This is a genomic window from Microbulbifer maximicatervae (SeqCode), from assembly GCF_052467955.1.
Map to the genome: position 1 here is coordinate 4,001,501 of NZ_CP174329.1, position 24,747 is coordinate 4,026,247.

At 55.0% G+C, this 24,747-nt stretch carries 21 protein-coding genes; 4 read left to right on the plus strand and 17 right to left on the minus strand.

Annotated elements, in window-relative coordinates; all coding sequences use genetic code 11:
- The first annotated feature begins 171 nt into the window (after positions 1 to 171).
- The 4 genes from arsC (at position 172) to sppA (ending at position 3,446) form a co-directional block, all read left to right on the plus strand.
- Positions 172 to 516: an arsenate reductase (glutaredoxin) gene (gene arsC, locus ACJJI5_RS17205; RefSeq protein ID WP_282931887.1), complete on the plus strand. Its 345-nt coding sequence runs from the start codon at positions 172 to 174 to the stop codon at positions 514 to 516.
- Positions 516 to 1,136, plus strand: coding sequence for an NAD(P)H:quinone oxidoreductase (gene wrbA, locus ACJJI5_RS17210; protein WP_445354739.1), 621 nt, complete (start codon positions 516 to 518; stop codon positions 1,134 to 1,136). Before arsC ends, wrbA begins: the two co-directional genes overlap by 1 nt.
- A 10-nt stretch (positions 1,137 to 1,146) precedes the next feature.
- Positions 1,147 to 1,494: a DUF2069 domain-containing protein gene (locus ACJJI5_RS17215; RefSeq protein WP_445354740.1), complete on the plus strand. Its 348-nt coding sequence runs from the start codon at positions 1,147 to 1,149 to the stop codon at positions 1,492 to 1,494.
- Positions 1,495 to 1,580: 86 nt separating this feature from the next.
- On the plus strand, positions 1,581 to 3,446 hold the full coding sequence (gene sppA / locus ACJJI5_RS17220; protein ID WP_413664961.1) for a signal peptide peptidase SppA: 1,866 nt from the start codon (positions 1,581 to 1,583) through the stop codon (positions 3,444 to 3,446).
- A 30-nt stretch (positions 3,447 to 3,476) separates the two neighbouring features.
- Here the strand turns inward: sppA and ACJJI5_RS17225 are convergent, their stop codons facing one another.
- From ACJJI5_RS17225 to ACJJI5_RS17305, 17 genes are all read right to left on the minus strand, one after another.
- The gene (locus tag ACJJI5_RS17225) at positions 3,477 to 3,770 is read right to left on the minus strand and encodes a DUF3175 domain-containing protein (protein WP_413664960.1); all 294 of its coding nucleotides are present in this window, start codon (positions 3,768 to 3,770) and stop codon (positions 3,477 to 3,479) included.
- Between the two features lie 72 nt (positions 3,771 to 3,842).
- Positions 3,843 to 5,051 carry an MFS transporter gene (locus ACJJI5_RS17230; protein ID WP_445354741.1) on the minus strand — a complete coding sequence of 403 codons (1,209 nt, stop codon included), beginning with the start codon at positions 5,049 to 5,051 and terminating at the stop codon, positions 3,843 to 3,845.
- A 36-nt stretch (positions 5,052 to 5,087) separates the two neighbouring features.
- Positions 5,088 to 7,118 carry a transglutaminase TgpA family protein gene (locus ACJJI5_RS17235; RefSeq protein ID WP_445356325.1) on the minus strand — a complete coding sequence of 677 codons (2,031 nt, stop codon included), beginning with the start codon at positions 7,116 to 7,118 and terminating at the stop codon, positions 5,088 to 5,090.
- Positions 7,118 to 8,128 carry a DUF58 domain-containing protein gene (locus tag ACJJI5_RS17240; protein ID WP_413664958.1) on the minus strand — a complete coding sequence of 337 codons (1,011 nt, stop codon included), beginning with the start codon at positions 8,126 to 8,128 and terminating at the stop codon, positions 7,118 to 7,120. The genes ACJJI5_RS17235 and ACJJI5_RS17240 overlap by 1 nt, the downstream gene beginning before the upstream one ends.
- 4 nt (positions 8,129 to 8,132) lie before the next feature.
- Entirely contained in the window at positions 8,133 to 9,044 is a 912-nt protein-coding gene (locus tag ACJJI5_RS17245; protein ID WP_444898069.1) for an AAA family ATPase, read from the minus strand.
- 148 nt (positions 9,045 to 9,192) lie between these two features.
- Positions 9,193 to 10,374 carry an O-succinylhomoserine sulfhydrylase gene (locus ACJJI5_RS17250; RefSeq protein WP_444916538.1) on the minus strand — a complete coding sequence of 394 codons (1,182 nt, stop codon included), beginning with the start codon at positions 10,372 to 10,374 and terminating at the stop codon, positions 9,193 to 9,195.
- 183 nt (positions 10,375 to 10,557) lie between these two features.
- Positions 10,558 to 12,045 carry an amidophosphoribosyltransferase gene (gene purF, locus ACJJI5_RS17255; RefSeq protein WP_282931878.1) on the minus strand — a complete coding sequence of 496 codons (1,488 nt, stop codon included), beginning with the start codon at positions 12,043 to 12,045 and terminating at the stop codon, positions 10,558 to 10,560.
- Between the two features lie 45 nt (positions 12,046 to 12,090).
- Positions 12,091 to 12,585 carry a CvpA family protein gene (locus ACJJI5_RS17260; RefSeq protein WP_282931877.1) on the minus strand — a complete coding sequence of 165 codons (495 nt, stop codon included), beginning with the start codon at positions 12,583 to 12,585 and terminating at the stop codon, positions 12,091 to 12,093.
- Between the two features lie 241 nt (positions 12,586 to 12,826).
- Positions 12,827 to 13,471: an SPOR domain-containing protein gene (locus ACJJI5_RS17265; protein ID WP_444942304.1), complete on the minus strand. Its 645-nt coding sequence runs from the start codon at positions 13,469 to 13,471 to the stop codon at positions 12,827 to 12,829.
- Entirely contained in the window at positions 13,452 to 14,726 is a 1,275-nt protein-coding gene (gene folC / locus ACJJI5_RS17270; protein ID WP_445354742.1) for a bifunctional tetrahydrofolate synthase/dihydrofolate synthase, read from the minus strand. Before folC ends, ACJJI5_RS17265 begins: the two co-directional genes overlap by 20 nt.
- Positions 14,727 to 14,803: 77 nt before the next feature.
- Positions 14,804 to 15,658 carry an acetyl-CoA carboxylase, carboxyltransferase subunit beta gene (gene accD, locus ACJJI5_RS17275; RefSeq protein ID WP_282931874.1) on the minus strand — a complete coding sequence of 285 codons (855 nt, stop codon included), beginning with the start codon at positions 15,656 to 15,658 and terminating at the stop codon, positions 14,804 to 14,806.
- A gap of 160 nt (positions 15,659 to 15,818) precedes the next feature.
- Positions 15,819 to 16,628, minus strand: a complete 810-nt coding sequence (gene trpA, locus ACJJI5_RS17280; protein ID WP_444932617.1) for a tryptophan synthase subunit alpha — start codon at positions 16,626 to 16,628, stop codon at positions 15,819 to 15,821.
- 92 nt (positions 16,629 to 16,720) lie between these two features.
- Positions 16,721 to 17,944, minus strand: a complete 1,224-nt coding sequence (gene trpB, locus ACJJI5_RS17285) for a tryptophan synthase subunit beta (protein WP_444932616.1) — start codon at positions 17,942 to 17,944, stop codon at positions 16,721 to 16,723.
- A 310-nt stretch (positions 17,945 to 18,254) separates the two neighbouring features.
- Positions 18,255 to 18,863, minus strand: a complete 609-nt coding sequence (locus tag ACJJI5_RS17290) for a phosphoribosylanthranilate isomerase (RefSeq protein ID WP_444932615.1) — start codon at positions 18,861 to 18,863, stop codon at positions 18,255 to 18,257.
- A gap of 125 nt (positions 18,864 to 18,988) precedes the next feature.
- Positions 18,989 to 19,882, minus strand: a complete 894-nt coding sequence (truA, locus tag ACJJI5_RS17295; RefSeq protein ID WP_444932614.1) for a tRNA pseudouridine(38-40) synthase TruA — start codon at positions 19,880 to 19,882, stop codon at positions 18,989 to 18,991.
- A gap of 132 nt (positions 19,883 to 20,014) precedes the next feature.
- Positions 20,015 to 23,398, minus strand: a complete 3,384-nt coding sequence (locus ACJJI5_RS17300; RefSeq protein WP_445354743.1) for a motility hub landmark protein FimV — start codon at positions 23,396 to 23,398, stop codon at positions 20,015 to 20,017.
- A 197-nt stretch (positions 23,399 to 23,595) separates the two neighbouring features.
- Positions 23,596 to 24,591: an Asd/ArgC dimerization domain-containing protein gene (locus ACJJI5_RS17305; RefSeq protein ID WP_444927231.1), complete on the minus strand. Its 996-nt coding sequence runs from the start codon at positions 24,589 to 24,591 to the stop codon at positions 23,596 to 23,598.
- Positions 24,592 to 24,747: the final 156 nt, after the last annotated feature.

Here is a 24,747-nt window from a genome sequence, read left to right on the forward strand (position 1 = left end):
GTGATCTCTCTATGCCTGGACATCTCGCCCAGACCGCAGTATTACTGCCCCAAATAGCCAAGGAGCTCCCGAAAACCCCGCAGGACGTTGGGGGGATTATTCAGAAGCGCCTTAGAACTCCGCAACATTCTTCGGTTAGAATACGCCAAACAGTAACAGGATGCCGCCATAATGTGGACGATTTACCACAACCCCCGCTGCTCAAAATCCCGCCAAACCCTACAGCTATTGCAGGATAACGGTATTGAACCGGAGGTGGTTCTCTATCTACAAACCCCACCTTCTGCCGAGGATATTCAGCAGTTGCTACACAAACTGGATATTGATGCACGACAGTTGTTGCGCACTGGTGAAGAGCCCTACAAGCAGTTAAACCTGAAAGATAAAGATCTGGCCGAATCCCAGTTAATTGACGCAATGGCTCAAAACCCTATTTTGATCCAACGCCCGATCGTTATAAAAGGCGACAAAGCAGTGATAGGACGGCCCCCTGAAAATGTACTGGGGCTGATCTGATGGATCGGGACAACGAAGGCTATGTCCTCATTCTCTACTACAGCCGCACCGGTGCTACGGCGCGCATGGCCACCGAACTGGCTCGCGGCGTAGAGGCCAGCGGGATTACCGCTCGCCTGCGCACCGTGCCCGGCGTATCCCCAGACACTGAAGCCAGCGAGCCGCCGGTACCCACCGAAGGTGCCCCCTACTGTACAATCGAGGACCTGCGCAATTGCTCCGGTTTACTGATGGGCAGCCCCACCCGCTTTGGCAACATGGCCTCTCCGCTGCGCTATTTCCTTGACCAAACCAGTGATATTTGGCTCGATGGCAGCCTTACCGGTAAGCCGGCTGCGGTATTTACCGCCACTGGCAGTCTTCACGGTGGTCAGGAAACTACGCTGGTATCCATGATGCTGCCCCTGCTGCACCACGGCATGTTGATCGCCGGCATCCCATACTCCGAAGCCGCCTTAATGCGCACCCGCACTGGCGGCACACCCTATGGTGCCTCACACTGGTCCGGTGAACACGCCACATCACTTTCCGATGACGAAGTAACCCTGTGCCGGGCACTGGGCAAGCGAGTCGGCAGCCTGGCACAGAAGCTGGATAATTCGCATAACAGCGACAACTAGAGGATAAAGTGTGAACGATTCTGTACAGCGCAAGCTCAAGATAGCGCTGCGAATTAACTGGATTTGTTATATCGGCATGCTCGTACTGTTTGTTGCCTGGAATCTATTCGTCGAAGGCGGCTCGTTGTTCCTGTGGTGCTTGCAGACCATACCACTGCTGTTGGTACTACCTGGGTTACTCAAGCAGCGCTATCGCAGCTACCTATGGCTCTGTTTTATTCTTTTGCTGTATATCACTGCCAGTATTGTCGGTGTAACGATGCCTACACGCGGCTGGCAGGATGGCGTACTGGTAGTCCTTAGCCTTATCCTATTCTTTTCATCAATGATGAGCAGCCGCTGGCATCGCATGCAATAGCCATCGGCACTACTCACATTACTAATGATTTTGTAATCGATAAATAGACAACGCTTGCCCCTCAGCGCACTAAGGAGTTTTGAGGTTTGACTGATTCATCCAATGAGAAAGGACTGTTCCGCAGCTTTTTTGGTGCCATTGGCGGCTCAATTACCTGGCTGAGGCGAGTGTTTACCAACCTGGTATTCCTGTTAATACTGGTATTCCTGGGTATCGCAATTTTTGGCAAGGACGAACAGCTGGTGGTCCCACAAGGCGCGGCCCTTCGAGTGGCTCCGAGTGGATTTCTGGTAGATGAGCTCAGCCAGCCCAGCGGATTACCGATTTTCTTCGGTGGCTCCCAGGGGCCAGCGGAAATCAGGGTTAAGGATCTTGTCGACTCTATCGACAAAGCCGCACAGGACAAACGCATTTCCGCACTGGTGCTGGAGCTCGACAATATGGTCGGCGGCAGTCTCAGCAAGCTCGACGAGATTGGCGCAGCCCTGCAGCGCTTCAAGGCTGCCGACAAGCCCATTTATGCGGTGGGTGATAACTACACCCAGGCGCAATATTTCCTCGCCAGCCACGCCGACAAGGTGTACCTGAATCCAATGGGTTCCGTGATGCTCACCGGCTTTGGCGTCTATCGGAATTACTATAAAAGCGCCCTTGAAAAGCTCAAAGTCAATTTCCACGTGTTCCGCGTTGGCGACTACAAGGATTTTATCGAACCCTATACTCGCGACGACATGTCTCCGGCTTCCCGTGAGAATAACCAGCGCTGGCTGCATGAGCTCTGGAGTGAATACACCGAACAGGTAACCGGCCTTCGCAACCTGCCAACTGAAAGCATCGATCTATTTATCGACGAGTTACCCCAGAAACTGCAGCAGCATGAGGGCGACTGGGCACGTACTGCTCTGGCCAATAAACTGGTCGACCAACTCGCCAACCGCAACTTGGCAGTTCAAGAGCTGCGCAAAACCATTGGTGAAGATGAGAACGATGAACGCAGTTATAAGGCCATCGATGCCCTCACCTATTTACGCAGCCAAAAGCTCAGCGAAGTCGCCGCCAAGAAAGAACCCAATAAGATTGCCTTAATCACGGCAAGCGGTTCTATTGTCGATGGCCGCGCTCCCGCCGGCAGGATCGGCAGCGAAAGCCTGGGTGAACTAATCGCACAGGCGCGCAAAAAAGAAGTTGATGCACTGGTTCTGCGCATTGACAGTGGCGGCGGCTCCGCCTTCGCGTCAGAAGCAATTCGACAGGAGTTACTCGCCACCCGCGAAGCCGATATCCCTGTCGTTATCTCCATGGGCAGTCTGGCCGCATCTGGTGGCTACTGGATTGCTACCGGCGGCGATCGAATCTGGGCCTCTCCCGCAACCCTGACAGGCTCCATTGGCGTATTTGGTGCCTTCCCGACCTTTGAGGATTCCCTCGAGGCACTGGGTATTTATACCGATGGTGTGGGCACTTCAGACCTGGCCGGCAGCATGCGGTTGGATCGTGCCCTACCCGAGGCAGCCGCCAGCATCCTGCAACAGGGGGTGGATAATACCTACGCCAGGTTCCTGAGAATTGTGGCCGAGTCCCGTGGCAGCACTCCCAAGGAAGTGCACAAAATTGCCCAGGGCCAGGTCTGGACCGGGCGCGCGGCTAAAAACCTGGGGCTGGTAGACGATCTGGGCAATCTCAACGACGCCATTGCCGACGCCGCACAGCTTGCTGAGATCGAAGAATACGATGTAATAGAGATCCAGCGCGAGCTGACTCCCGGCGAAAGATTCCTGCGCGCCCTGAGCGATAATGTGGATGCACGTATCGCCGCCAGCCTTGAGGCAAACCTGCCACTCGGCGCCTGGTTAAACAGCTTACAACCGGTTTTGGCACCAATCGGCGAACTGCAGAGCTTCCGCGACCCGCGCGGACTCTACGTGCGCTGCCTGCCCTGCCTAGCCCCCTAAAAGACTTCATCGCCTCTAGCCTGCGCCGGCTCAATGCCGGCGCGGACGCCCATAAAGCTCACGCAATTCATTTTTCGCGGCCTCCAGGATTCTGCGCCTGCGCGCAGGTAAATGGTGACCCGCACGATTGATATAAAAAGTGAGCATAGACATGGCTGAGCGGAAAGGCTCTGATTTGCGCTGCTGACTGGCCTCAGCTGCACTCTTCAGGGATTTGGCTATCGCTTTTGGATCATCCAGGCTAAATACACCGGCTTCAAGGTCCAGCGCATGGCTGTTTGTCGTGACTCTCTGTGACCATTTGGCACTTTTTACTGATACCAAACCCCACCTCCATAACCGCAGTTCCCTGTTAAATATATGGTGGCTCAACCGGATTTGGTCGTTGCGGAATTCCTATACCTCGCTATCGGAAATTTTAACCTGCCGTAGAGCCCCACTCAGGGCAACCAGTGCGAATGCCAATAAACTCAGGACTCCCGCCCACAATAGTGTCGTCAAAGGCGCTGCGACCTCGCTCAAAACACCCGCTGCCAGGGCTCCCAGCGCCGCAGAGCCAAATAGGGCAAATTGATAAATGGAGATAATGCGACTGCGATAATCCGCCGGCGCCATCAATTGCACAATGCCTCGCCCCAGCCCTGCGGAGGCTGCCGCAACCGCCCCCCAACACAGACACAACAGGATCAAGCCAAACTTTGTTGGCCCCAGGCTGATAGCAATCAAGAGTGCTGCGCTGTAAAGCAAGCACATCAAAATTCCCCGCCCAGGCTCCGGTCCCTGCCCCCGTCTCAACATAGTCACCGTCGCGATCACCGTGCCCGCTATAAATGCCAGCTGCAGGGTCGCGTAGTAACCGGCACCGCGACCGTAGTCCTCGGCCAGCAGCGGTAAGACCACCAGGAAAACCCCGATATGCACAAAGCCATTGAATGCCATCAATGCGGTCAGCTCCCGCAAAACCGGGTGTTTCCATGCCTGACTGAGACCATCCAGAATCAGGGTATGAGGTCGCTTCTGTGGTGCCTTTTGACGCTCTTGAGGCTGACGCAAGGAGAAAAGTAATAATGAAGCCACTAGCACAACGGCAATCTGTACACCCAGTAAGTGCTGCAAGCCCCACTGGTCAAATCGACTCGCTAGCAGCATTCCCACCGCCTGGCCGCCGTACTGCGCCAACATCATCCAGGTTACGGTTTTTTGCACGCCTCGCTCAGTGGCCTGCCCCTTGCGGTTGCGGGCACTGCGCTGCACCAGGTTGTCCCGTGCCGGCTGTAAAAAAGCACTGCACACCCCCAGGCAAATTCCGTAAACCATCAAGGTGGATAAATTCAGGACATGGAAGGTGAAATACAACAACAATGCGGTATGACAAAGCGCCAGGCCCAAACAGGCCAGAGCCGACACCAGAGCCGGGTCTCGCCTATCCGCCAAAGCACCGCCAAACAACAGGAATACCAGGTTTGGCAGCAATACTGATGCCTGAATCCACCCCAATTGCAGGGCCGGAAGATCCACGATCGTCAGCGCGATCCAGGGCAGCAATATCACCTGCAACCCAGTTGCCAGGGAGGTGCCGCTATAGCCCAACAGAAACCTTTGCAATTGGGTTGGCATTCTAGATACGAAATAACTCAATGATTAATAACCTGCCAACTCACGCTTGTGCGGCGTCATATTTGCCGAGTGCCGCAACCAGAAATACCAGCTTGATAGCTTCCGAAGTGTTCTTAGCCCAGAGCCATCACCACCATAGGCGGCAGACTCAAAAGCCTCTGTCACTGCTGCGGCATAACCAGACATCTCCGGTTTTTCCTCGGCAATCCGGCGGGCATAGGATCCTGCAGTCTCACCGGAATGCCGCTGGACCCCATTGCGGGCCATGCGCCGGCAAAAGCGCTGGTAGAGCTTCTCTGCAGGCGCCAACTTGGGTCCTCCTGCGGAGCGGGCCGCCCATAAACTGATACCCAACAAAAGCACAAGAATCGGCGCCCCCAGTAATAGGGCGATACGCATTGGAGACAGATCACCAAATAGCCGCTGTAACAAATTCTGCTGCCGATCGGCATCAAAGCTCACTACGGTTTGATACCAACGGTAGTTGATCATATCCCACTGTAAGCGCAACTGGCTGAGAATGCCGATACGGTGTAAAGGAAATAGGGAGTCCTGCATAAACTCTTCACCTGCCGCACTCTCCAGACCGTCGCGCACCCGCTCCGGAGCTACTGCCGCTGTGGGGTCTACACGTTGCCAGCCTTGGCCGTCGAGCCAAATTTCAGCCCAGGCATGGGCGTCGTACTCTCGCACCAATAAGTACTCTTCTCCACTGACCCACTCACCGCCCTGGTAACCAGCCACTACTCGCGCCGGTATCCCCCCTGCGCGCATGGCAAACACATAACTACCGGCAAAGTGCTCGCAGAAGCCCTGCTGGCTATCGAAAAGAAACTCATCAATAGTATCGCCGCCCAGTGCTGGAGGCTTCAGGGTATAAGTGAAAGCACTGTGGAAGTGCGACAACAGCTGGGAGGAAACCGCCTCAGCACTGAGCCCCTGGTCCCGCAGGGAAGCCATCCACTGACGAGTACGGCTATTGCCGAAACTGGGAAGTTGCAAATTCCTGCGCCGCTCCGCATTGCTGAGAGTAGCACTGAGCGACAGGGTTTCTCTCGGCCAGGAACTTACCTGGTAAGAAAAGCGGTTGAAAACCGGGGTCCGTTTTACCAGGCGATCATCCGTTGTCTCTCCTACACCCGCGCTCTCTGAAGCCGGTTTTGCCATAGCGAATAGCCAAGGGCTGCGGCTCGCCTCCTGGATAATCTGGTAGCGATAACGGGGACCCACTTGCGGAAGCACCTGCTCACCACTTCTCCAATACACTCGCCCGCCATTTCGAGGGTCAACACCATAGCCCTGGCGCCAGGTACGCCCATCAAATTCCGAATACACCAAGCCCCTCCAGTAGCGCTGCTCAGGCGGGGGGACAGGTCCATCAAAGGAGATACGCAAGGTCGGCTTGCTGGATTTGGAAAGCTCAGTAAAGTCTCCCGGGGCCATCGAATCACTGACACCAGTACGCCCAACGGAGGTATTCTGCGGCACAGACCAAAGGGGCCCCAGCCTAGGTATAACCAAAAACAACAACACCATTAACGGCGTGGCCTGTGCCACCAACCGCAGGGATAACCCCAGAGCCCGGCGCGGGCGCGCACTAAAGTGTCCCAGCTGCGCCGCCATGGCTGCAGTAATTACCAACACACTCAGTAGACCGTAAAGTGCATAGGGAATGGTCTGCTCTTGCACAAACAGAGTGGCGGCTACGAAGTAGGCCAGCAGTAGACTGACAAAGGCATCCCTGCGGCTGACCAGTTCGAGATTTTTCAGGGTGAATGACAGCGCCAAGAGTGCAATCATCGGCTCCAAAGCAAACAAGCGCCGATAGGACAGAGCCAGTCCCGCCACCGTCAATAGAATCACTGTCAGTTTAAGAGCGCGGCCGGGTAAATCCCTGCGCCCGCGAAAGACTTCCAGGCGCCAATAAACCGCAAAGGCCCAGGCAAAAGCCACCCACAGTGGCAGCATTGTGAATTGCGGCAAAAGGGCGACAAACTGGGCAGCAAAAATCCACAGCAAACTTTCCCTGGGCAATAAATCCTTATTCGCAATCATCACTGGCCTCGCCCGGGGTACAGGGCCAATGCCTGCAAGACCTGCTGCTGATGCTCGGGACCGAGCGAAGGCTCTATTGAAATGCCAGGCAGGCACAAACCATATGCAATGCCTTGCTTTTCCGCTTGTAGGGTCCAGTCACAGAGATTGCTCAGGCGCATCTCTATATCCCTACCATCGAGTAAACCCCAGTCGAGCCACAAGCGCGTGTCAGTTTTGCGCTCATAGTCCTTGCTGTAAAGATCGCGTCCGGCCGCGTATTGCTTCCAGGCTACATGGCGTAACGAGTCACCCGCTTGATAGGGTTTTAGCGCGGCAAAATCATCTCCCCCCCGCTTCACCTCACCAAACTCCCCCTCGGCAACAGTCTCTCCTAGCGGTAAAGGGCCCGCAGAAATTGGACGGGGGTAAACCAAAAATTCAACATCCAGGTCAATGCGGCTCCAGCAGCGAAATAACCCGAGAGGGAAACGACTTTCAACCCTCAACCGAGGTGCCTGCACTCGCCCACGTTTTACTACCGGCATAGAGATACAAATATCCGCACTTTTCTGCTCGCACAAATCCACGCGACTGCCCTGCTCCGGTGGCCAACTCAGCTCGAGCCATTCCCGCTCCCGCTTGCCCTCACAACTGACATTAATTTCCGCCTCGGCAAAATCACCAGCAAAAGCTGCTCGGGTATCCACAAGGCGCAAGTGCACGCCACTTAAATTGGCAAAGGTGTGTAGTGGTAGCACCGCCAAAATGCTGACCAACAAAAATGTCAGAGCGAAAACCAGATTGTTTTCATAATTGGTGCCCAGCAACCACAATAATGCCACCACTATTAGGAAACCTAAGCCTGCGCGCGTGGGCAGGATAAATAATCGGCTGTGGTTCAAGGTAATCGCTCGGGCCCGCGGTGCCCGGCGACTAAGCCAGCGCTGCATAAGGTTGCGCCAATATTCCACCAGCAGGTGTATCGGATTGCGGGAAGGGTTCCGACGTTGGGGGTGACTTACACTCATCGACTCAGGCCGCAATCACATCCACTTGGCGCATCAGACGCTCAACCAACTGCTCGCCGTTGCTGCCATCGCTCTGTAATCGATGTCCTGCCACCGCCGGCAACACAGCCTGGATATCCTCCGGCAAAACATGGCCACGATTGTGAATCAACGCCCAGGCTTTGGCTGCGCGCAAAAGGGCCAAGGCGCCTCGGGGTGATAAACCCACTGCGCAATCCGGGCTCTGGCGGGTTTGCAAAACCAGTCGCTCAAGGTAATCCAACAGACTGTCAGAAGTTTTCACCTGCGTAACCAGGTTTTGCATTTTTCCGAGTGTGGCGGTATCGATTCTCGGCTTTAACTTCGCCAGCTGCTGCCTCGGATCGGCCCCCAAATACAAAGCTCGTTCCGCCTCCCGGGTGGGATAGCCGAGGCTGATACGCATCAGGAAGCGATCCAGTTGAGATTCCGGCAATGCAAAGGTGCCCGATTGTTGCATCGGGTTTTGCGTGGCAATCACAAAAAATGGCTGGGGCAGTGTGCGGGTCTCGCCATCGACACTCACCTGGCGCTCTTCCATGGCCTCTAACAGCGCACTTTGGGTTTTTGGCGATGAGCGATTAATCTCGTCCGCCAATAACACCTGACTAAACACAGGTCCCTCGTGAAAGTGAAATTGGCTGGACTCCCGATCAAATATCGAAACACCAAGAATATCCGCCGGTAACATATCACTGGTGAACTGCACCCGCTTATACGTTAGCCCCAGCACCTGTGCGAGTGCATGGGCCAAGGTGGTCTTACCCATGCCCGGTAGATCTTCGATTAACAAGTGGCCTTTTGATAACAAACAGGCCAGCGCCAACTTCACCTGGCGTTCTTTACCCAATAAAACACTGCCGATATCAGACACTATGGCGGAAACTATTTTTTGCACGGCAAATCCATTACTGCTCAATTTTTCTCAAGGAGGCTATTTCTGCACACCGGCAGGGGCGCAACAAAATGCAAACGCTACCGATAGCAGCGAACAGTATTTCACTGTCCGCTAATAATCATAGGTAGCTGGGCGCTTACACCAGCGCTTATAGTTGGGATAATCCACGCATCAGGTCGCGCTTGAGGTCCTCAACATTTTCCAGCCCTACCGAAACACGAATTAAATTTTCGGTAATTCCGGCGCGAGCCTTATCTTCATCACTAAGGCGGCCGTGGGTTGTCGTGGCAGGGTGCACAATAGTGGTTTTTGCATCCCCCAAGTTGGCGGTGCAGGAGAGGATTTTACAATTGTCGATCACTTTCCAGGCAGCTTCGCGACCACCGCGCACAGTAAAACTCAGCACTGCGCCAAAAGCGTCTTGCTGTTCCCGCGCTAGGCGGTGTTGGGGGTGTTTAGGCAAGCCGGTGTAATTTACCTTCTCAACCATCTCCTGCTCATCGAGCCACCAAGCCAAGTCGAGTGCATTGGTGCAATGCGCCTGCATACGCAGCTTTAAAGTTTCCAGGCCTTTGAGGAATACCCAGGCATTAAACGGGCTCATACTCGGTCCGGCAGTGCGCAGGAAAACCACCAACTCATCCATTACATCCTTGCGGCCAACAGCAACACCGCCCAGGGCCCGGCCCTGGCCGTCGAGGAATTTGGTTGCGGAGTGCACCACAATATCGGCGCCCATGGATAGAGGTCGCTGCAGTGCCGGGGTACAGAAACAGTTATCGACAACCAGCATGGCACCAGCGCTGTGGGCGACCTGTGCCAACGCGCGGATATCGGCTACTTCACACAGAGGGTTGGAAGGCGTCTCCATAAACAGCAGCTTGGTGGAACCATCTACGGCCTGCTTCCAGGCATCCATATCGGTCAAATCGACATAGCTCACCCGCACGCCGAACTTTTCCATATAGCGGCCAAATAAAGCCGTAGTTGTGCCGAAAACACTGCGGGAACAGATAACGTGGTCGCCACTTTTCAGTAACGCCATACAAATACTGAGAATGGCAGCCATACCGCTAGCAGTGGCTACCGCAGCTTCACCGCCTTCGAGAGCAGCGATGCGCTCTTCAAAAGTGCGTACTGTGGGGTTGGTATAGCGGGAGTAGACGTTGCCGGAGCTTTCGCCAGAGAAGCGCGCAGCAGCCTCTGCAGCGGAGGGGAAAACATAACTGGAGGTGAGGTAAAGTGCCTCGGAGTGCTCTCCTTCCGGTGAGCGAACCTGGCCGGCGCGCACCGCCAGGGTTTCCAGAGCGTAACCGTCGTCTTCAAACATATACCGCTTCCTGGTCAGTATTTTTGGAAGCAGTCATCTTAACCGAAACGATCTTAACTGGCGCCCTCTTCTGCCGCGAGAAAAGGACGCTTACGCTTTTTTACTATTGGCAGGCTACAAAAACGGTTTTTTTGCCGCCCGCCAATCAGGTGAAGGATATTTAGATATTCCCCCAAGGACGAATTACAAAGCGTTGGCGTCGGCCTTTTTACGCTTGGCCGTATCATTGCGCTGAGCGTGCAGATCGTTCAAGTATTCCTCGTCCACATCACCGGTGATGTAATTGCCGTCGAATACAGAGCAATCAAAACGATCAATTTTTTGCTTGCCGCCGCTGGAGCTGACTACCAGATCTTCCAGCTCCTGGTAGATCAACCAGTCTGCGCCAATCTCCTCACAGATTTCCTCGGTGGTGCGACCGTGAGCTACCAGCTCAGTGGCGGAGGGCATATCGATACCGTAGACATTCGGGTATTTTACCGCAGGGGCAGCACTGGCGAAGTACACTTTGGCAGCACCGGCATCGCGGGCCATCTGGATAATCTGCTTACAGGTAGTTCCGCGCACAATGGAGTCGTCTACCAGCAACACATTCTTGCCACGGAATTCCAGCTCGATGGCATTGAGCTTCTGGCGAACCGACTTCTTGCGCTGCTTTTGACCGGGCATGATGAAGGTCCGGCCGATATAGCGGTTCTTCACCATACCTTCACGGAACTTCACCCCCAAGCGGTGGGCTACCGTCTGACCTGCCGTGCGGGCAGAATCCGGGATCGGGATAACCACGTCGATATCGTGATCCGGGCGCATGCTGAGAATTTTGTCCGCCAGATGCTCACCCTGACGCAAACGCGCCTTGTGTACCGATACGCCATCCATAATGGAGTCAGGACGGGCAAAATACACATGCTCAAAAATACAGGGAGTCAAAGACGGGTTATCTGAACACTGCTCGGAGTGCACAGTGCCATCCAGCTCGATATAGAGCGCTTCGCCAGGAGCGACATCGCGCACCAAGGTGTAACCCAGTACGTCCAGAGCCACGGACTCGGAAGCCACCATATATTCGGTGCCCTTCTCGGTTTCACGCTTGCCGTAAACCAGAGGGCGAATTCCGTTGGGATCGCGGAAAGCAACAATACCGTAACCGACAATCAGGGCAACGCAAGCGTAGGCGCCGCGCACGCGCTTGTGTACAGAGCGCATCGCACTGAAGATATCTTCGGCTTTCGGCTGCAGCTTGTGCAACTTGTGCAGCTCGTGGGCGAACACGTTCAGCAACACTTCCGAATCAGAATCTGTATTGATATGGCGCAGGTCCTGCTGGAAGATCTCATCGACCACCTCGTGCACATTGGTGAGGTTGCCGTTGTGAGCCATGGCTATGCCGTAGGGAGAGTTCACGTAGAACGGCTGAGCCAGCGCCGGGCCGGAGCTACCGGCAGTGGGGTAGCGGACGTGACCAATACCAAAATTGCCTTTCAGACGCTCCATGTGGCGCGCGCGGAATACGTCGCGAACCAGACCATTGGCTTTCTGCTGGTTCAGGCGATCATCGTCACAGGTAACGATACCGGCGGCATCCTGTCCCCTGTGCTGTAGCAGAGTGAGCCCATCATAGAGCTGCAGATTGACGTCACTCTTACCGACGATACCGACGATACCACACATATATTTGACCCTATTGACTCGAGAAGAGCGCTTTTGGCGCTCTATTTAAAACAACTTTACGAAGAATTCCTTAACGGAGCCCGCCAGCTCCCGCGCACTATCCTCAAATTCGAGGAAATGGGGAATCAAAACAGACTGACTCCACCAGCTGTCCTGTTCCACCGGCACCAATGCCGGGGCCAGGATCAACAGCGCCATCACGACAATGGCTCCCCGCACCAAGCCAAACGCCATTCCCAGCACTCTATCTGTACCGGATAGCCCAGTTGCCTCAACAAAGGCAGAAAGCACCATGTTGAGACCGGCGCCAGCGAGTAAGGTGCCGATAAACAGGATGCCAAAAGCTGCAATCATTTGGAGAGAGGGGGTGTCGACGAGGTTGGATAGCATTGGCGCCAGCTGGTCGCGAAACATCATGGCGACGATAAAAGCGGCAATCCAGGTAAGCAGAGACAAGGTTTCCTTGATGAAACCTCGACTAAGGCCGATAAGCGTGGAGATACCCACAATAGCCAGAATGATCCAGTCAGCCCAATTCATTCAATCCTACCTGCGTGGCGGCTGCTGCCGCGAAGAGCGCGCATTCTAACTGAAGGGACTAAGCGCGTGAAGCCGTAGGCCAACCGATTGGAATTTATTACTTGTAGTACCGCTTTCCCTGGACGTTTGGCGCAGTGGCAATCGGTTAATTGCGAATAAAAGTGCAAAGTGGAAGTCTGCCAGCGAGTTGCCACCATCCGCCTCGGGCTGAAATGGTGGCAACCTGAAGTCAAAGGCCAGATCAGGCCTTGAACTGAAGCACGAGGGTCTGGGCTTTCAGAAGGGTATCCAGTTCTTTTTTCAGCTGATGGGCATCGGCCTTGTTGACCTTTGGCCCAACAAAGACCCTCACCAGGCGACCCTTGTCTGTATCCACTGCCCGAGTATAGGCACTGTAGCCCTCGTTCATCAGGCGCAAACGCAGCTTGTCCGCATTGGACTCATCCCGGTAGGAAGCCACTTGAACCACCCAGGCCACAGGCAGGCCATAGGCATCCACAAGCGGCGAGGCTCCCTTCTTCGGCGCGGCCAGTTTTTCCTCCGGCTCATCACTCTTGGCGACCTCTGACCGCTCCTCTCCCTCATCAGCTACTGGAGCCTTCGGGTTGGAGAAGTTCTCCGGCAGATCCGGCTGGAAAGCCTCACCGGGCGCCGGTGCAGGCACAGCATCCGCTACCGGTTGCGGCTCGGCAATTTCAATAGGGCGTATATCCGGCTCCGCCGGAATCTGGCTGGTTTCACTGATATTGCCTGCGGCCTCCCGGTCCAACAGGCTGGGCAAGAAAATAACGGCAAGCGCAGCCAAAACTAGCGCACCGACAATACGCTGCTTAAATCCGTCGTTCAATCGCCCTCGGCGGGAGGGTTTACCCTCGCAATTCTCCATTACCTTCGTCTCGCATCTGCTGCAGAACCTCAGCCACAGTAAAGAAGGAACCAAATACAAGCAACCTATCTTGTGGACCAATGGTCGGCAGCAGCTGTTGTAAACCATCGGCGACGCTTGGACAGCGGCTATCGGCGTTCGTTGCCTCAACACCTGCTGCGGCCAGACCTTCCAGCAAGGTCTCTCCGCTCGCAGCGCGGCTATTGCCCGGTAACTCTGCGGGGTGCCAGGCATCCACCACATCCCGCAAAGGCGCGAAGAGTCCCACCAAATCCTTATCGGCCATGGCCGCTACCAGCGCATGGGTCTCACCATCTACAGGGTGATCTGCAAGGCATTTAGCCAAGTGTTCGGCCGCTGCCGGATTGTGCCCCACATCCAACAGCAAGTTACACCCCTGCCATTGAACCTGCTGACAGCGCCCAGGCAGGGCAATTTCAGCCAGTGCAGATTCGACCTCACCTTGGGGCAATACATTGAGCAGAGCCAGCGCGGTAATCCCAGCAGCGATACTCGGGCGCGGCAAGTTGATCGGGGGGATAGTAAGTTCCAACTCACCAAAACGGTAAAGTTCTTTTTTACCCTCTCCCAAATTGAGAGAGAAATCCTGACCTATAAAGTAACTGGAACTGGACAATTTTTCTGCCGCAGACAGCACAGATTGGGTGGGATTGTTATCAGCACAGACAAAAGGCGCCCCGGCACGCAGGATACCGGCTTTTTCATGGCCGATTATTTCCCGGTCACTGCCAAGCCAGTCCTCGTGATCAATGGCAACACTAGTGATAATAGCGAGATCCGCATCCACCAGGTTAACTGCATCCAGGCGTCCACCCAGGCCAACTTCCAGAAGTGCAAACTCGACGCCTGCCCTTTGAAATAACCAGAGCGCCGCCAGGGTGGTGTATTCAAAATAGGTCAGGCTGGTCTCACCGCGAGCAACCTCGATAGCCTCAAACGCCAGCACGAGATCTTTATCGGCAACCTCTTCACCCCCGATACGCACCCTCTCGTTAAAGCGCAGAAGGTGTGGGGAACTGTAAGCGCCTACGGAGCGCCCTCCCTTACACAGCAGCGCCTCCATAGTGGCCACGCAGGAACCCTTACCATTGGTGCCCGCCACAGTAATCACTGTCGGTGCCGGTTTCTGGATACCCAGTGCATCGGCCACAGACGCGACGCGCTCAAGACCTAATTCAATTTCGGAAGGGTGCAGCTGCTCCAGGCGGGAGAGCCAATCTTGCAGTGAAGGCATAGTTGAAAACATCAATGATGGGGGCTGCAATCAGCGGAAATTAAGCTGATCACAGCATTACCCTATGGGAATGGAAATCAGTTGCCGGTCAGTTTACCCAATATGCGGGACACTGTAGAGCGCATTTCCTTGCGAGGAATAATCATATCAATTGCGCCGTGCTCCAGCAGGAACTCACTGCGCTGGAAACCTTTCGGCAATTTCTGGCGAATGGTCTGCTCGATAATATTCGGGCCGGCAAAACCAGCGCGCGCTCCGGGCTCCGCCGCGTTGATATCCCCCAGCAGGGCCAGGGATGCGGAAACACCACCGTATACCGGGTCGGTCATAATGGAGATATATGGCACGCCGGCCATCTTCATTTTTTCCAGCACCGCTGAGGTTTTAGCCATCTGCATGAGGGAGATCAGGGCCTCCTGCATGCGGGCACCACCGGTAGCAGAGAAACAAACCAGCGGGATACGTTGCTCCAAGGCACGCTGAGCGGCACGGGTAAAGCGCTCGCCGACCACATAGCCCATGGAGCCACCGTGGAAAGCGAACTCAAATGCTACCGCTACCAGGGGAGCACCATTCAGGCTGCCCTGCATAGCGATCAGGGCATCCTTCTCACCAGTGGACTTTTGTGCCTGCACCAAGCGGTCTTTATATTTTTTAACGTCTTTAAACTTCAGGCGATCAACCGGCTGCACATCGGTGGCCAGCTCTTCACGACCTTCCTCGTCGAGGAAGATATCCAGGCGGCGACGGGCGCCGATTCTAAAGTGGTGATCGCACTTGGGGCACACATCCAGATTGCGTTCCAGCTCCGGGCGATAAAGCATCGCATCGCATTTGACGCACTTCTTCCAAACCCCCTCGGGGACCTTGCTGCTGCCGGTGCGACGCTCTGTGCGAATTACCGCAGGGACAATTTTTTCTAACCAGCTCATCTCGTTTCCAAATCCGGATGCTTTCTTTGGGCCGGCACATTTTACCGACCAGTGGGTTTCAGGCTAGGAATTAAAACACTAAGCTGAACAACAAACCCGGCCAGATCAGCCGCTATTTTTGGCTTTCTGGCCAGCTTTGTGCTTAGAGCTATAGCTGCTTTTAGCGATCCAGGGCTTCGCGCATCTCGCTGACAATAGCCCCAACCGCCGCTTTAGCGGCTTCCAGGTCTGCCGCCGCATCTACCGCCGACACCAGCACGCTACCGACTACAGCACCGTCGCCATGGGCACTGACCTGGCGGGCCGAGGTACCATCTTTGATACCGAAGCCAACACACAGGGGCAGATCGGTAAACTGGCGAATATGGTCCAGATTGTTACGCACTGAATCCAAATCCAGGTGGCCTGCTCCGGTAACCCCCTTCAGGGATACATAGTAAACAAAGCCACTGGCGACATCGGTAATTTCACGAACACGCTCTTCAGTGGTGGTAGGCGTCAGCAGGAAGATATTGCGCAGGTTGCGCTCCGCCAAAAAGGCATTCAGGGAACCGGACTCTTCAGCCGGCAGATCTACGGTCAGGGCACCATCGACACCCGCAGTGGACGCCGCTTCAGCAAACTCCAATTCACCCATACGCTGAATAGGGTTGGCATAGCCCATCAGGATTACCGGGGTGTCACTATCCGACTGACGAAATTCTTTCACCAATGCCAAACATTTGCGCAGCGAAGCCCCATTGGCCAGCGCTCGCTCATGCCCTTTCTGAATTACCGGGCCCTCTGCCATGGGGTCGGAAAACGGCACCCCCAATTCAATAACATCGGCCCCGCTGGCTACCAACTGATGCATCAGCGGCACAGTATTTTCCAAGCCGCCATCGCCAGCGACAATATAAGTTACCAGTGCCTTGCGGCCCTCATCGCGCAACTTGGCAAAGCGGCGATCAATTCTATTTTGTTCTGTCACAGTTTATTCCCTGAGCTACTCCTGGCAAAAAGCCAGCTCAATTATTTGATCTTCACCCATTTTGCCCGCCTCAGAGGCGGGCGGTGATATTGCTACACCTCGATACCGTCGATAGCGGCAACGGTGAAAATATCCTTATCGCCTCGGCCGGAGAGATTCACCAGGACATTCTGCTCAGGGCTCATGGAAGCCGCCAATTTGAGCGCGTACGCGACTGCATGGCTGGATTCCAATGCCGGCAAAATGCCCTCAGTGCGAGTGAGACGGCGGAAGGCATCCAGGGCTTCATCATCATCGGCGGTGACATATTCCACCCGGCCGATATCTTTCAGCCAAGAGTGCTCAGGGCCAACACCCGGGTAGTCGAGCCCCGCAGAAACTGAGTGAGTCTCGATAATCTGGCCGTCATCATCTTCCATCAGGTAGGTGCGGTTACCGTGCAGAACACCGGGAATACCATCATTCAGTGGTGCAGCATGCTTACCGGAAGCCAGGCCTTCACCGCCGGCTTCGACACCAAACATTTTCACTTCAGCATCATTCAGGAACGGGTGAAACAGGCCGATCGCATTGGAACCACCACCGACGCAGGCCACCAGCGCATCGGGCAACTGGCCAAAGCGTTCCAGACTCTGGCAACGGGCTTCACGGCCGATAATAGAGTTGAAGTCGCGCACCAATTGCGGATAAGGGTGAGGACCAGCCACAGTGCCGATAATGTAGAAAGTATTATCGACATTGGTTACCCAATCGCGCATGGCTTCATTCATGGCGTCCTTTAGGGTCTTGGAACCGGATTCCACCGGCACCACTTCTGCCCCCAGCAGCTTCATACGGTATACGTTGGGGGACTGGCGCTTAACGTCTTCCGCACCCATATAAACCGTACACTGCAAACCGAGACGCGCCGCCACGGTTGCCGTAGCCACACCGTGTTGACCAGCGCCGGTTTCGGCAATTACGCGGGTCTTACCGCTGTGTTTGGCCAGCAGTGCCTGGCCCACCGTGTTATTTACCTTGTGCGCACCGGTATGGTTCAGGTCTTCCCTCTTAAGCCAGATTCGCGCACCGCCCGCCTGCTCAGTCAGTCGCTCAGCAAGATACAGCGGCGATGGCCGGCCTACGTAGTGCGCCAGATCGTGATCAAAGGCAGCGACAAAATCCGGATCATCTTTCAGGCGGCTATACATTGCCTGAAGCTCATCCAATGCGCTGATCAGCGTCTCCGATACAAAGCGACCGCCGTAGGGACCAAAATGTCCGCTCGCATCCGGGAAGGTGGAAAAATCGATAGCACCTGGCTTACTCACACTCATACTCCGTGGGTCACGTGGGGTTAAAACTTTCTTTCTATTTACCTACTGTTTGAATAGTTCTTCCTGAACTATTCAAACGTCGCCAGAAAATACTGGCGCAGATGCGTCGATCTGCTGGTATTTACTGGCTCGCGCCGGCCAAGCCGGCGGGCGGCACTTCCCTGTGCCGCTTTAATACTATTAGCCCTAGCTCTTCCTGAACTATTCAAACGTCGCCAGAAAATACTGGTGCAGATGCGTCGATCTGCTGGTATTTGCTGGCTCGCGCCGGCCAATCCGGCGGGCGGCACTTCCGGTACCGCCTCTAAATCTATCTCTTCGCCGCGCTGACAAACGCAAAAACTTTTTCTCGATCCTTGCGTCCCGGCTGACACTCTACACCTCCGCTCACATCCACCCCCTGTGGGCGCGCAGCTTCTACTGCTGCAGTTACATTCGCGGGATTCAAGCCACCGGCAAGAACGATCGGGCGATTGCTATCTTGGGGAACCCTGCCCCAATCAAAGGTCTCTCCAGTACCACCGGGGACACCAGGCCTGTAGGCATCCAATAGAAAACCCCGGGCTTTGGGGTGCTCAGTCATTGCGGCTTTGACATCGAGGTCATCTTTCATCCGCAACGCTTTGATATAGGGACGCCGGAATTGTTCGCAGAAACGGGCGCTTTCATCGCCGTGGAATTGCAACAGGTTAAGCGGCACCGATTCCAGTACAGCGTCCACCTCACTCTGTGCCGCATCGACAAATAACCCCGTCAGGGTGACAAATGGGGGAACTGCCGCTGCAACTTTAGCTGCCATATCAAGATCGATATAGCGCGGGCTCGGCTTATAAAATACCAGGCCCAACGCGTCGGCACCTGCATCTACAGCCATCAGGGCATCTTCTATACAAGTGATGCCGCATATTTTTACTTGCATCGTGTAACCTGGACTCAGCCGGCTGGCCGATCAAAAGAGGGAACGACGGATACTAGCAGATAGTCAGAAGGCGCGAAATGCACGCCCTCTCCCAGATTTGCTTTAGCCTCGAAAAATTCAGCAGTCTAACTGGAAAGCAAAGCACCCAAAGGTTGTGGCACCAGCAGTGGCCCAGGCTCACATTGGGGAAGCTGGAAATGATCCGGATAGCGCACATCAACGAGATACAGGCCAAACGGCGGCGCAGTCACGCCTCCGACGGAGCGGTCCCGCTGATCCAGCACCTCTTTTACCCAAATTGGTGGACGCTCACCTCGCCCCACAGCCATCAAAACCCCGGTGATATTGCGCACCATATGGTGAAGGAATGCGTTAGCACTAATCTCCAAGGCAATCAGCTGACCCACTGGAGCAATATCCAGGCGGGTAATTTCACGCACCGGGCTCTTGGCCTGACACTGAGAGGCGCGGTAGCTGGTGAAGTCGTGGCGGCCGATCAAGTAGCTGGCTCCCTCACGCATCGCCTCCAGGTCCAGCGAATGCTGGGTCCAGGTTACCTCAGCGGCGCTGTGGGCCGAGCGGGTCGGTGCGCTGTGGATCAGGTAGCGATAACTGCGGGCGTGAGCGGAAAAACGTGCATGGAACTGCGCCGGCATTTCCCGCGCCCAGCGCACCCGCACTGAATCCGGCAACTTGGTATTAACTCCCTGCACCCAGGCGCGGTCCGGGCGCTGCGCTCGGGTATCAAAGTGGATGACCTGATTGGTAGCATGAACGCCCGCATCGGTACGCCCGGCACAAACCAGGGTCACATCCTCCGCTGCAATAGTGGATAAAGCCCGCTCCAGATGAGCCTGGACAGTCTCCGATGCAGACTTCTGCTTCTGGAAACCGTGCAGCTTGGCTCCGCAATACTCAACGCCCAGGGCTATACGGCGCAGCCCTTCGGGCAGCCCCTCACCTTCAGGTACCTCCCCATTGGGCTTGTAAATATATTCCCTTTGCGTCACCTGACTCATATCACCAAAACCACTCGCTCTCCCCCGCTGCGTCTGCGCCGGGTAAAAATCACTGCCGGGAACTTCCCGGTAAACATAAAAAAACCTCGCAACCAGTGCGAGGTTTTTTCAAAAACGGAATATGCTGCTAGCTTACACCATCCGCTCCAGCATTTCCTCGGCGCGGTCTTTGTGTTCACCGCCACCATCCTGGGCTACCTCTTTGAGGATATCCTTGGCACCCTCTTCGTCACCCATATCCATATAAGCTTGAGCCAGCTCCAACTTGGTCGCCATCTCATCGCCGCCTTCCAGCAAACTCAACTCTGAATTGAGGTCGCTTTCCAGGTTGAAGTCGAGGTCACCAAAGTCAGAATCTGACGGCTTCTCGACAATCGCCTCAACCTGCTCTGTCGCTTCAGGTTTAGCTTCAACCAAGGGTTCTGGCTCAAGAGTCAAATCACCCTCAGTGGATTCATCGATGAGAGCCAGCTCATCCTCTAGGGAGAACTCCTCTTCGATTGCATCCGCATTGAAGTCCAGGTCGCTAGCCCCGGCCAGCTCCATACCTGCAGCATCGAGAGTATCCAGGTCAGCATCGAGGGATAAATCTGCTGCCGGCTCACTGCTGGCCGTGGCTACCTCTGCCGAGGGCTGCTCAGTTGCGTTGAGATCCGCAGCAATATCATCCAGGTCGATACCGTCGAGATCCAGGTCGGAATCCAAGTCGCCGCCGATCATCTCCAGATCGCCATCAGAGAAGTCATCCATGGATAACTCTTCTGCAGACTCCTGGGCAGAGGAGACTCCTTCTGCCAGGGAGATTTCCTCGCTCAAACCGCTGTCAACGGAATCCAGTTCCAGAGCATCATCCAATTCAAAGGCCGTATCCAGCTCAACCGAAGTCTCTTCTTCTGTCTGGGGCTGAATCTCTTCCTCCATCATGGAAAGATCCAGCTCAAAATCCAAACCCGGAACGGAACCACCGCTGGTAGTTGCCTTTTCTTCCAGCTGGGCCTCAACTGAGGCCTCAGAGTTTTCTTCTGCCGCCGGCTCCAAGTCGAGGGAATCCAGATCCAAATCAGAGGTATCGAATTTTATTGGAGCATCGACACTCTCTTCTGTGTTATCAGAAAGCTCAAGCCCCAAATCGTCTTCAATCAAAGCGGGCTCTTGATTACTTGAGCCCAGATCACCCAGGTCCAACTCACCCAAATCAAGTTCATCAAGATTTAAATCGCTTTCAACTTCTGGTTCCGATACCTCAGCAGTAACTTCTTGGCTGTCTCCGTCTAGAGCACTGTCCAGGTCCAAATCATCCAGATTGAACTCGGTATCCAGCGACTCGCTTTGATCTGCGCTCGCCTGCAACGGCTCTTCAAAGCTGCTATCCAACTCCAGATCCAGGGACAGCTCTTGCTCAGAATCAGAGCTTTCCTCATCCAATGACAGATCCATAGTCAGGTCATCGAGGAGAGAGGTATCCGGCTCCAGCGCGTCACCGCTACCAACCAGTCCCGGCTCGGCGCTGGTGAAGTCATCGTCCAGGGCCGCGCCGATATCGTCGAGCTGCGCCGCTTCGAAGGACTCATTGGAAAGACCCATAGCTGGGGCTTCAAAATCCGGCGCACCAGCAATGGATTCACGCAGGCGGGCGGCGCGATCGGCAGCAGGACCGTCGCTGATGCTAAGCAGCTGGCGGTAGTGATCGTCAAACTTTTCAACGTCCTGGTTGTGGGCGTAAACCTCCATCAACATCAGGCGCGCATCGACTACCTGCGGGTCCTTTTCCAGGCCCAGCAGCAGCTTGCTTTCCGCTTCCTCATACTGCCCCAGGGACAGGTGAATCTCCGCTTCAGAAATTGGGTCATCAGTGCCTACATCGCCGAGATCGCCCAGATCGAAGGTATCGTCTGCCTCCATGCTCTCAACTGCAGCGAGAGTTTCATCGGGTTCGGCAATATCCTCAGGAATATCCAGCGGCTCTTGTTCCATAGCCATCTGCTGTTCAAGTTCCTGCTGCGCCTCTTGTTCAGCCTTGCGGCGACGCCAGGTGAACAGGCCAAATATAGCGGCCAGCAGACCCGCACCACCCAGGCCAATCAGCATTCCGTTATCGGCCAGCTGCTCCATAAGGGTTGGCTTGGGCTTGGTTTGAACTTCAACTACACGATTACGCGTCTCTGCTGGAGCCGGTTCGGCTTCAACAGTTTCTTCTTCCGTATCTGCAGCAACATCAAACTCTTCGCTGTCTTCAATAGTCAGGCTGTCATCTAAAGACTCTAATTCAACGCCATCCGCCTCAGTGGGATCGAGCAACACGTCTGACTGCTCCGCGGCGGCCTGCACCGCAGCCAGTTCCTCATTGGAAACATCAATCAGCGTATCCATGGTATCGATCTGCTCGTCGAGCTCGGCGATACGTTCACGCAATTCAGTGTTTTCGAGCTTGGACTTATCCAGCTCTTCCTCAGCTACTGTGAGATCGCCTTCCAGCGCCTCACTGTCATCAGTGCCGACTCCAGAACCGGAGGTAACGGACTCATTGTCTCCCGGAGCGGCTAAGCTAACGCGTCCTTCAACCGTTTCGCTGACAAAGGACTCCTCCTCAACCGCACGGGCATCCAGCGGTGCGCCGGTAGCCACTTCCACTTCGGAGCGCTGGCGCCAGGAGTCATTCTGTTGAGCCACCTCAGAAATCGCCTCCGTCATAGTCAGAGTGCGCAAATCCTCGGAGTTAGGCAGGCGCAGTACGGCACCTTTCTTCAACAGGTTGATATTGTCATTAATAAAGGCTTCTGGATTCAGCCTTTGAATCGCCAGCATGGTCTGCTGAACAGAGAACTCGCGACTGGCGCGATTTTGCAGCGCGATTTCCCACAACGTATCGGAGGAACTTACCGGGCCATATACCTGGCTGTTGCTCTCACTGGTGTCTGTAGTCGTATAACGTGGCTGCGGGCGAGCGGGCTCGCGAGTTTCCGGGGCAGTCCTTTCAGTTGGGGCTGGTTCGGCTGGTGCCTGACGAGCAGCCGGGGCCGGTGTTGTGCGAGGCTGGGGCTGCTGAACTGGGGCTGTGCGACGCACTTGCTGCCGCTCGCGCTCAGCTGCGCGCACGGGTTGCTGCGCAGCCGTTGGGGAAAACGCCGGCAGGTCCATCAGCAGCGTATATTCGCGCAGTAGACGGCCACTGGGCCAGCGAGTTTCAACCAGGAAATTCAAAAAAGGTTCGCGAATGGCATCGCGACTGGAAATGCGGATAACCGGCTTACCACCGGAGTAGTCCACTTCAAAACTTAAAGAAGTAAGGAGGTAAGAGCGCTCGACACCAGCGCGTTCGAATTCTTCAGGACCTGCGAGGCGAACCCTAATTTCGGTATCTTCCAAACCGCGAGTCTGCAGCAGTCCGATTTCCGCATCGAGAGGCTGGTTAAGGGTCGAGTTGAGCTTGATCTCACCTAGTCCAAGCGCCAGAGCCGCGTTGCTTCCCAGTGCACCGACTAGACCAACTGCAAGTGCCAACTTACGCACACGCATATCCGATTCCCTTTATTGTTAGAACCTTCCCAGGGTTTCCGAAAAGCGCGCCTTCAGAATATCCCCATTACTGAACGGTAATCGTTCAACTAATTAGCCGCCGTTTAGGCAGCCGCCAACTATGGCGAATTTTTCGCCAGTCTCAGCCAGGCCAAAGTTAAGATTACACCTTCACTATGGCCGCTAAGTATTAAATATCAGTAGTTTTTTAGCAACAAGTGGGCAATTTGTGCACAGTTTATTGCTACATCTTTACGCAGGTTGTCAGACACCGCACAAAGATTTAACTGTCGCTTGTTGAGTAGACTTTGGCGCAAGCGGCCGATGATTGTCACGTCACTGCCCACCGCACTTTCTGCCGAGGGCTGCTCCGCCATTTTGAGGCCAGCGCCATTTGCCAGCAACGCACGCACTTTTTCCAGGTCGACATCTTCAGTTAAAGCGACGCCCAAATTAGCTAGCTGACCGTGGAAAACAGAGACCGTATTGATGCTGGCATCGACTGCTACCGCGTCTCCAAATAAGCGGCGCAGGTCGTGAACCAAAGTCAGCTCACTGAGGGTGTGGCCACTGGCGAGCAGAGCCTCGCAGGCACTGAGCTGGTTAAACGCCAATCGGTGGCCAATCTCAGGATCAATTTCTGCGTCCTGGCCACTAAACATCCGCGCGGTTTGTGCCGCCATAGCATCAATTGCGGCCTTGCCCAGAGCGGACACCGGCTGATTGAGCTGTACCTCTACCGCTTGCAGTTTATCTTTCAGGGGCGCCAGGGCTTCCGCCACCATTGAGGCGCCGGCACTTGGCAGGGCAACAACGCGGCGCTCGGCAGAAGCGAGTTCACCGCTGTTAAACATTGGGTGTACCAGGGCAACACTTTCATCGCCACGGGTGTTGTTGGCCACGTCTACAATCCAGGCGCCATTTTGTTCTGCAGCAGCCATGGCAGCTTCAACGGCATCGCCGGCGCTCAGCAGAATCACGACCTGTTTATCGTTAAATGTAAATTTCTCCAGGGACTCCACCGGAATATTGCGATTGGCAAATACCTGGGGGTCTACTTCCCGTTCGTCAGTCTCCAGCAAACTCAGCTGCTCGGCGGAAATTACTTCACGCTCTTCGAGTACTTCCAGCAGGGGACCAAAGGCGGCGTTATCAACACCGACAATGACCAGTTCGCGGGTGGCTTCGGACATGGCAAATCACTTCATTGAATTGGAAAGGGAAAAATGAGGGGCGATTATACCCGTGGGGAAAATTCGAAAAAGGCGCTATGACAAACAGTAGCCGTTTTTTACGCGAAGAAGTTCACAGCTTGGCAAAAAGTCCTCCACTAAAGTGGCCTATTTCCA